This is a genomic window from Streptomyces sp. SID3343, from assembly GCF_009865215.1.
Classification (GTDB): domain Bacteria; phylum Actinomycetota; class Actinomycetes; order Streptomycetales; family Streptomycetaceae; genus Embleya.
The window spans coordinates 1-1899 of sequence record NZ_WWJX01000481.1 but is presented as its reverse complement, the minus strand read 5'-3'; the positions used below and the strand labels follow the sequence as shown (position 1 = coordinate 1899).

Below are 1899 nucleotides of genomic sequence, written 5' to 3'. Positions count from 1 at the left end.
GGGTACCGGGGTGCGGGTCCTGGTAAGCGTGACGGTAGCGGCCGCGTTGTTGTCGATGGCGGCGTGTGACTCGGACAGTACGAAGGACAAGGCGTCGACGGCACCGTCATCGGCGCCGCCCGCGACGATTGCGACGCGGCCACCGACCGACCCGCCGTCGACCGGCGCCGCGGTACCGACATCGCCGCCGACGACCGCGACACAAGCGCCCCCGCCCACCTCCGCCGTACCGACCCCACCGCAGGCGTCACAGACGCAGGCACCGCCGGCCAAGACCACGGCGGGGGCGATTTCGCGCTACGAGCAGTACCTCCGCGCCGTGGGTCGAGAGGACACCGCCACGGTGTGCGACATCGCCGCGCCGGCGGCGAAGAAGGCACAAGCCGAGGGCGTCGGTCCGTGCGCGTCGGCGTTCGCCATGATGTTCACGATGATCTCGCCGGCGCAGAAGAAAGCCCTTCAGACCGCGACGATCGACCCGAAACTGGTCGAGACGAAGGGGCCGACCAAGGTCGAGATTCCGACCGAGGCGGTCAAGGCGACGATCACGTTTTCCGAGAGCGAACTCGGCAGCAGCACCCTCGAATACCTCGACGGCTCGTGGTACATCACCGACTGAGCTCTTCGCACCGGGAATTCGACTGCGGCCCGGTCGTTCGGGACGTACGCGCCGCGCGGCCCCCGATCTTTCGCCCCCGGTACGCCGCCGCCGGCCACCGAGACCGACACGACATCGACATCGACATCGGCATCGACAAGGGAGTCCGTACCGCCTGCATCGGCGCCAACCACCCACGCCGCGGGGCCGACCTGACGTAACGTCGCGGTCACAGCGGGCGGTGGCATCGGATGCCGTCGCCTCACCCGTCAACCGGGACGGTTGCGATGAGTGACTCGAACGTCTTCGACCCTTCGGCGATGCTCACCGACCTGGCGGAACTCGTCGGGTGCGAATCCTTCACCGCCGACCTCGCGGCCGTCGCGCACAGCGCGGAGGTCGTCGCGGCACAGGGAACCCGCCTGTTGGGGGCGAGCCCCGAGCGGATCGTCGTGGACGGTGTGACCCACCTGCGCTGGACGTTCGGCGCACCGCGTGTCCTGCTGCTGGGACACCACGACACCGTGTGGCCGATCGGCTCGTTGGTCACCCACCCGTGGTCGGTGGTCGACGGCATCGCCCGCGGGCCGGGCGTCTTCGACATGAAGGCCGGCCTCGTGCAGATGTTCCACGCGCTCGGCTCGACGACGTCGCGGGAGGGCCTCTGTGTCCTGGTCACCGGTGACGAGGAGATCGGTTCCCCGACGTCACGCGCACTGATCGAGGACGCCGCGCGTGCGTGTACGGCGGCCTTCGTCCTGGAGGGTTCCGCCGACGGCGGCGCGCTCAAGATCGCGCGCAAGGGCGTGTCCCGCTACGAGTTGGTGGTACACGGCAAGGCCGCGCACTCGGGCCTGGAGCCGGAGAAGGGCGTCAACGCGGCGATCGAGGCCGCCCACCTCGTCCTCGCCCTGGCCGCGCTGCCCGACCGCGCCGACGCCGGTGCCCTGGGCCCGCTCCGCACCACCGTGACCCCGACGGTGATCACGGCCGGTTCCGCGGCCAATACCGTGCCGGCCCACGCGAAGATCGCCGTCGACGTGCGCACACCGACACTCAAGGCCCAGGAACGCGTGGACGAACTGCTTCGCGCTCTCGCCCCGACCGTCGCGGGCGCTCGAATCGAGGTTCTGGGCCGTCCCAACCGGCCGCCGCTCGAAGCATCCGCGTCCGAGGCGCTGTTCGCCCTCGCCGCCGACACGGCGTCCCGCCTGGGGCAGGCCCCGCTGCGCGGTGTCCCGGTCGGCGGCGGCTCCGACGGCAACTTCACCGCCGGCGTGGGCTGTCCGACCCTGGACGGC

1 protein-coding gene and 1 pseudogene are annotated in these 1899 nt (G+C 70.9%); both read left to right on the top strand.

Translation table 11 applies throughout. From position 1 onward, the window contains the following. Positions 1-619 (top strand): annotated as a pseudogene (locus tag GT354_RS54015) (hypothetical protein); the annotation flags it as partial. Positions 620-885: 266 nt separating this feature from the next. Further along, a partial coding sequence (locus tag GT354_RS15375; protein ID WP_237534928.1) for a M20/M25/M40 family metallo-hydrolase occupies positions 886-1899 on the top strand: 1014 nt, incomplete at its 3' end.